3 protein-coding genes and 1 pseudogene are annotated in these 7,211 nt (G+C 70.4%); 3 read left to right on the top strand and 1 reads right to left on the bottom strand.

Annotated elements, in window-relative coordinates; all coding sequences use genetic code 11:
* Window positions 1–435 precede the first annotated feature (435 nt).
* Both NOCJ54_RS27720 and NOCJ54_RS27715 read left to right on the top strand, forming a co-directional pair.
* Window positions 436–1,533: pseudogene (locus NOCJ54_RS27720) on the top strand (IS256 family transposase); the annotation flags it as partial.
* A 390-nt stretch (window positions 1,534–1,923) separates the two neighbouring features.
* Entirely contained in the window at window positions 1,924–3,507 is a 1,584-nt protein-coding gene (locus NOCJ54_RS27715; protein ID WP_051486291.1) for an MFS transporter, read from the top strand.
* 69 nt (window positions 3,508–3,576) lie between these two features.
* Here the strand turns inward: NOCJ54_RS27715 and gdhA are convergent, their stop codons facing one another.
* Window positions 3,577–4,917, bottom strand: a complete 1,341-nt coding sequence (gene gdhA / locus NOCJ54_RS0122400) for an NADP-specific glutamate dehydrogenase (RefSeq protein WP_028657263.1) — start codon at window positions 4,915–4,917, stop codon at window positions 3,577–3,579.
* A gap of 132 nt (window positions 4,918–5,049) precedes the next feature.
* Here gdhA and NOCJ54_RS0122395 point away from each other — a divergent pair, with 132 nt between their 5' ends.
* Window positions 5,050–7,119 carry a molybdopterin oxidoreductase family protein gene (locus NOCJ54_RS0122395; protein WP_028657262.1) on the top strand — a complete coding sequence of 690 codons (2,070 nt, stop codon included), beginning with the start codon at window positions 5,050–5,052 and terminating at the stop codon, window positions 7,117–7,119.
* Window positions 7,120–7,211 lie beyond the last annotated feature (92 nt).

Genomic DNA, 7,211 nt, shown 5'->3' with positions numbered 1-7,211 from the left:
GTAGCCCTTTGCGGGCCGCCGACATCGACCGCACCTGCCGCGCTCCCGAGCCGCCGCACGGACGCTCACCACGACACCGACTTCCGGGTCGTGATCGATGTCTTCGATCACGGTCTTCTCGATCCCGAACACTGCCCGCCATAGGCTGAGATCACGCACGCCGTTCTCCTGCGCTTGGTTCCTGTTCCTCGACAGCTCAGAAACTTAGACAGGAAGCGGCGTGCGGCCTCTCAAGACGACGAAACTCGCCCACACATCAGTCAGAAGAGCCGTTCAGACGCGTAATTGTGGCCGGCGGGCGGAGGTCGCCTGGGCCGGCGTCGGCCGCTTCTGTGCGCGGACCGCAGCCCGACCGCCGGACCCGACCATCCACCCAGTTCTCTCGTCGCTGCTCTTTCGGAACGCAACCATCGGACCGACCGCAGCTTCTGGTTCGGCGCCGCCCCCTACGAACGCACCCCCGAGCGCGTCACCGAACGCAACGGACACCGCCCACGGATGCTCACCACCAAGGCCGGCGACGTCGAGNTGCGCATCCCCAAGCTCCGCAAGGGATCGTTCCTACCCGTCATCCTCGAACCCCGCCGCCGCATGGACCAAGCCCTGTACGCGGTCGTGATGGAGGCCTACGTCCACGGCGTGTCCACCCGCAGCGTCGACGATCTGGTCGAAGCGATGGGCGCCGACTCCGGGATCAGCAAGTCCGAGGTCTCCCGGATCTGCGCGAACCTGGATGAGACCGTCGGCGCGTTCCGCACCCGGACCCTGGACCACGTGGAGTTCCCCTACGTCTACCTCGACGCGACCTACCTCAACGTCCGCAACACCACCTCCCAGGTCGTGTCCATGGCGGTCGTCGTCGCGACCGGGATCGCCGCCGACGGCTCACGCGAAGTCCTCGGACTCGACGTGGGCGACAGTGAAGACGAGACCTTCTGGCGCGGCTACCTGACCAGCCTCAAGCAACGCGGCCTGTCGGGGGTGAAGCTTGTGATCAGCGACCAGCACGCCGGCCTCGTCAAGGCACTCAAGCGGTCGTTCCAGGGCGCTGGGCACCAACGCTGCCGGGTGCACTTCGCCCGCAATCTGCTGGCCCACGTGCCAAAGTCGCACGTCGACATGGTCGCCGCGGTGTTCCGTACCGCGTTCGCCCAGCCCGACGCCGATGCGGTCGCCACCGCCTGGGATGAGGTCCGTGACCAGCTCGCCACGTCGTTCCCCAAGATCGGTCCGCTGATGGACGAGGCCAAGCCGGAGGTCCTCGCGTTCGCGACATTCCCGCGGGCGCACTGGCAGAAGATCTGGTCGACCAACCCGCTTGAGCGGGTCAACAAGGAGATCAAACGCCGCGCCCGCGTGGTCGGGATCTTCCCCAACCCCGCCGCGGTGATCCGGCTGGTCGGAGCGGTCCTGGCCGACATGCACGACGAGTGGCAAGCAGGCGATCGGCGCTATCTGTCCGAAGGATCCATGGCGCTGCTCTACCCCGAGAGCGATACTGGACCCATCGCCGCCATCGACAGCGGCGAGTAGGCACCGAGGATCACCTCAAAGCCCACCACCCCACGGGGCTCTGTCGAATGAGTCGCCCGCTCCGCCCCGCTAACCGCAGCCCGACAGGCGGACCCGACCACCCACCCAGCGTCCTCGTCGCTGCCTTTCGGGACGCAACCACCCGACGACCGCAGCTTCTGGTGATCTCGGCCCACTGAGATCCTCCGTCTCGCGAACGAGCAGCCCGCTCCGCCCTGCCAACCGCACCCCGACAGGCGGAGCCGGGCTCACCCGCCCGTGAGCCGCGTGAGCCCGTGAGACCGAGTTGATGAAACGAAACGATCGGGCGCGTCGGGGCGAAACGAGCGGCGCACAGGATCGAGGTCAGTTTCCGACCCATGCCCGGACCGAGCTGCCAGGAGCCGTGCCATGACACTGACCACCAACCAGGGCCCCGACGAGTCCGTCGTCGCCGAACCGAGTGCCGCCAGGGAGCGCCGGTCCGGCCGGTGGATCGAGGACTGGCGCCCCGAGGACAAGGAGTTCTGGGAGACGACGGGCGCACCGATCGCCCGGCGCAACCTGATCTGGTCGATCTTCGCCGAGCACCTCGGCTTCTCCGTGTGGCTGATCTGGAGCGTCTCGTCGGCGTTCCTGGTCGCGCAGGGCTTCGCGTTCAGCATCGAGCAGCTGTTCTTCCTCGTCGCGATCCCCAACCTGGTGGGCTCCCTGCTGCGGGTGCCCTACACCCTGGCGGTGCCGAAGTTCGGCGGGCGCAACTGGACGATGATCAGCGCGAGCCTGCTGCTCGTGCCCACCCTGGGCTTCGCGTACGCCGTCACGAACCCGGCGACGCCGTACTGGGTCTTCTGCGTCATCGCCGCGACGGCCGGCTTCGGTGGCGGCAACTTCGCCAGCTCGATGGCCAACATCAACTTCTTCTACCCGGCGGACAAGAAGGGTGCGGCGCTCGGGCTGAACGCGGCGGGCGGCAACCTGGGCGTCTCGCTGATCCAGTTCTTCCTGCCCGTCCTCGTCGGTGGCGCGGGCATCTTCGGGCTGGTCAAGGCGTCGGAGGGCGGCATCCACCTGGAGCGGGCGGCGTGGGTCTACGCGGGCCTCGCGGTCGTCGCGACGCTGGCGGCGTACTTCTTCATGGACAACCTGGCCGGCGCGCGGTCCAACCCGCGCGAGCAGCTCAGCGTGCTGAAGGAGAAGCAGACCTGGATCATGTCGTTCCTCTACATCGGCACCTTCGGCTCGTTCATCGGCTACTCCGCCGCGATGCCGCTGCTGATCAAGGTGAACTTCTGGCGCCAGCCGCTGCCGTCGATCACGGGCATCGGCATCAACTTCGCCTTCTACGCCTTCCTCGGCGCCCTGGTCGGCTCGATGGCCCGCCCGCTGGGCGGCTGGCTCGCCGACAGGTACGGCGGCGCGCGGATCACGCTCGTCGCGTTCGGCGGCATGATCGCCAGCACCCTGCTCGTGCTGTTCACGCTCAGCCGGCTGACCGTGCTCCCGCCCGCGCCGGACAAGGCGCAGGTCGCGAAGATCGCCGAGGACCCGTCGTCCTTCCAGTTCCCCGACGCGGTGGTGAGGGCGATCGACGCCAACCAGGAGGTCTTCCCGTTCTTCCTCGGCGCCTTCCTGCTGGTCTTCGTGTTCAGCGGGATCGGCAACGGCTCGACCTACAAGATGATCCCCGCCATCTTCCGCAAGGACGCGCTCCGCGCGACCGCCGAGGGCACGCCGGAGCGCGAGCTCGCGCTGATGACGCAGGGCAAGAAGGCCTCGGCCGCGATCGGCATCATCGGGGCGGTCGGCGCCGTCGGTGGCTTCCTCATCCCGATCACGTTCAACAGCCCGTGGGTGACCGAGCCGCTGGCCGCCACGAAGAACGCCTTCTGGATCTTCACGGCGTTCTACGTGGCGTGCGCGGTCGTCACCTGGGCGGTCTACCTCCGCAAGCGCTCGGGCGCTGCTGCGGACAAGGGGTACGTCGGCGTCTGACCCGGCAACGGCGCCGGGACGGGTCCGGGCGCACCCCCACCGGTGGCCGGCGTGCTGCGGCGCCGGGTGTCAGATGACGCCCAGCGCCAGCATCGCGTCGGCCACCTGGATGAAGCCCGCGATGTTCGCGCCGGCGACGTAGCTGCCGGGCTGGCCGTAGGCGTCGGCTGTCTCCAGGCAGCGGTCGTGGATGCGGACCATCGTCTCCTGCAGGCGCGACTCGGTGTAGTCGAAGGACCACGAGTCGCGCGACGCGTTCTGCTGCATCTCCAGGGCGCTGGTCGCCACGCCGCCGGCGTTCGCGGCCTTGCCGGGCGCGAACGAGACGCCGGCCTCGGTGAGCACCCGCACCGCCTCCGGGGTGCACGGCATGTTGGCGCCCTCGGCGACGACGGTGCAGCCGTTGCGGACCAGCGTGGCCGCAGCAGCCTCGTCCAGCTCGTTCTGGGTCGCGCAGGGCAGCGCGATGTCGCACGGCACGTCCCACACCGAGCCGCCGGCGACGAAGGTCGCGGAGTCGCCGCGCTTCTCGGCGTATGTGTCGATCCGGGCGCGCTGGACCTCCTTGACCTCCTTGAGGAGCTCGAGGTCGATGCCGGCCTCGTCGACGACGTAGCCGCTGGAGTCGGAGCAGGCGACGACCGTGGCGCCGAGGGCGGCGGCCTTCTCGATCGCGTAGGTGGCGACGTTGCCGGAGCCGGAGACGACGACCTTGGTCCCGTCGAGCGAGGTGCCGCGGGCCTTGAGGATCTCCTGGGCGAAGTAGACCGTGCCGTAGCCGGTCGCCTCGGTGCGCACCAGCGAGCCGCCCCAGCTGATGCCCTTGCCGGTGAGCACGCCGGACTCGTAGCGGTTCGTGATCCGCTTGTACTGCCCGAACATGTAGCCGATCTCCCGGCCACCGACGCCGATGTCACCGGCCGGGACGTCGGTGTGCTCGCCGATGTGGCGGTAGAGCTCGGTCATGAACGACTGGCAGAAGCGCATGACCTCGGCGTCGCTGCGACCCTTCGGGTCGAAGTCCGAGCCGCCCTTGCCGCCGCCGATCGGCATGCCGGTCAGCGCGTTCTTGAAGATCTGCTCGAAGCCGAGGAACTTGATGATGCCGAGGTAGACCGACGGGTGGAAGCGCAGGCCGCCCTTGTAGGGCCCGAGCGCGGAGTTGAATTCCACCCGGAAGCCGCGGTTGAGCTGCACCTGGCCGTTGTCGTCCACCCACGGGACGCGGAAGATGATCTGCCGCTCGGGCTCGCAGATGCGCCGGATGATCGCGGCGTCGGCGTACTCGGGGTGGAGCCGTACGACGGGGTCCAGGCTCTCGAGGAGCTCACGGGTCGCCTGGTGGAACTCGTCCTCGCCGGGGTTGCGGGCGAGCACCTCGTCGAAGATCGGCTGCAGGGTCTCGTTCAGTGCCACGCCCTACACGGTCTCACCGCCCGGCCGGAGGCGACGCACCGGGTCCCGTGAGGACGTGAGGAGATGTTGACGTCCGCGCATTCCGTGCTCCGGTGACCCGAAACCGCGACGCCGTGGAATGGGAGCATGAGCGCGACCCCTACCCACTGCCCCTACTGCAGCCTCCAGTGCGGGATGAAGGTCCAGCGCAAGGGGCGCGCGGGCATCGAGGTCGCCGCGTGGGAGCAGTTCCCCGTCAACGAGGGCGCGCTGTGCCGCAAGGGCTGGACGGCCGGCGAGCTGCGCGGCACCCGTGAGCGGTTGACCACCCCGTTGGTGCGCGACCGGGCGACCGGCGAGCTCCGCGCGGCCGGGTGGGACGAGGCCCTCGACCTCGTCGCAGGACGGATCACCGCGCTGCAGGCCGAGCACGGCAAGGACGCGGTCGCCGTCTTCGGCGGCGGCGGGCTGACGAACGAGAAGTCCTACCAGCTCGGCAAGTTCGCCCGGGTCGCGCTGGGCACCAGCCAGGTCGACTACAACGGCCGCTGGTGCATGAGCTCGGCCGCCAGCGCCGGCAACCAGGCCTTCGGCATCGACCGGGGCCTGCCGTTCCCGCTGGCGGACGTCGAGCAGGCCGACGTCGTCGTGCTCGTCGGCTCCAACATGGCCGAGACCATGCCGCCCGCGGCCCGCCACCTCGACCGCCTGCGCGAGCGCGGCGGCAAGGTCGTCGTCGTCGACCCGCGGCTCACCCCGACCGCCGAGCGGGCCGACCTCTTCCTCCAGCCCGTCCCCGGCACCGACCTCGCGCTCGCCCTCGGCGTGCTGCACCTGCTCGACGCGCAGGGTGCCGTGGACGAGGAGTACGTCGCCCGTCGTACCACCGGCTTCGAGGAGGTCCGCCGCTCCGTCGCTGCCTGGTGGCCCGAGCGGGTCGAGCGCACCACCGGGATCGCCACCGACGAGCTGCGCGCGCTGGTCGACCTGCTCGCCGGGTCCGAGCGGGTCGTGGTGCTGACCGCCCGCGGTGCCGAGCAGCACGCGCAGGGCACCGCCACCGTCCTGGCGTGGATCAACGTGGCCCTCGCCCTCGGCATGCCCGGCAAGCCGTACGCCGGCTACGGCTGCCTCACCGGCCAGGGCAACGGGCAGGGCGGTCGCGAGCACGGCCAGAAGGCCGACCAGCTGCCCGGCTACCGGATGATCGACGACCCCGCCGCCCGGGCGCACGTCGCCGCGGTGTGGGGCGTCGACCCCGACTCGCTGCCCGGCAAGGGCCGCTCCGCCTACGAGCTCCTCGACTCCCTCGGCGACGGCGGCGGCCCGCGGGCGCTGCTCGTCCTCGGCTCCAACATCGTGGTCTCCGCGCCGAACGCCACCCACGTCACGCAGCGGCTCGAGTCCCTCGACCTGCTCGTCGTCTGCGACATCGTGATGTCCGAGACCGCCGCGCTCGCCGACGTCGTGCTGCCGATCACCCAGTGGGCCGAGGAGAGCGGCACGATGACCAACCTCGAGGGCCGCGTCATCCTGCGCCAGCGCGCCGTCGCCCCGCCCGAGGGCGTCCGCAGCGACCTCGACGTCATCGGCGGCCTCGCCGAGCGGCTCGGCTCGCCCGTGCCGTTCTCGACCGACCCGCAGGAGGTGTTCGCCGAGCTCGGCCGGGCGTCGGCCGGCGGCAAGGCCGACTACTCGGGCATCACCTGGGAGCGGATCGCCGCCGAGCAGGGCGTCTTCTGGCCGTGCCCGGCCGTCGCCGACGGCGAGCAGCCGCACCCCGGCACCCCGCGCCTGTTCGCCGACTCCTTCGCCACGCCCGACGGCCGCGCCCGCTTCCTGGTCACGGAGTTCGCCGGCGCCGCGGAGCAGCCCGACCCGGCCTACCCCCTCCACCTGACGACCGGCCGCGTCCTCGCGCAGTACCAGTCCGGCGCCCAGACCCGCCGCATCCGCTCCCTCACCGACGAGGGCGCCTTCGTCGAGATGCACCCGATGCTCGCCGACCGGATCGGCGCCCACGACGGTGCTCCGGTCGTCGTGCGCACCCGCCGCGGCGAGATGAAGGCCCCCGCCCGCGTGGTGCCGACCATCCGCCCCGACACGGTCTTCGTCCCCTTCCACTGGGTCGGCGCCAACCGGCTCACCAACGACGCCCTCGACCCCTCCAGCCGGATGCCGGAGTTCAAGGTCTGCGCTGCTGACGTGCTCGTTTGATCGCGCGAGCGTGTCGCCTGTCGAGGGCTGCGCGCAGGCACTCGCTGGCGCTCGGCCCGCACTTGCCCTCGACGCGCCTCCGGCGCGGGCGC

Source organism: Nocardioides sp. J54 (assembly GCF_000519005.1).
In the GTDB taxonomy this organism is placed as follows: Bacteria; Actinomycetota; Actinomycetes; order Propionibacteriales; family Nocardioidaceae; genus Nocardioides.
This window is presented reverse-complemented; position numbering and strand designations above follow the sequence as displayed.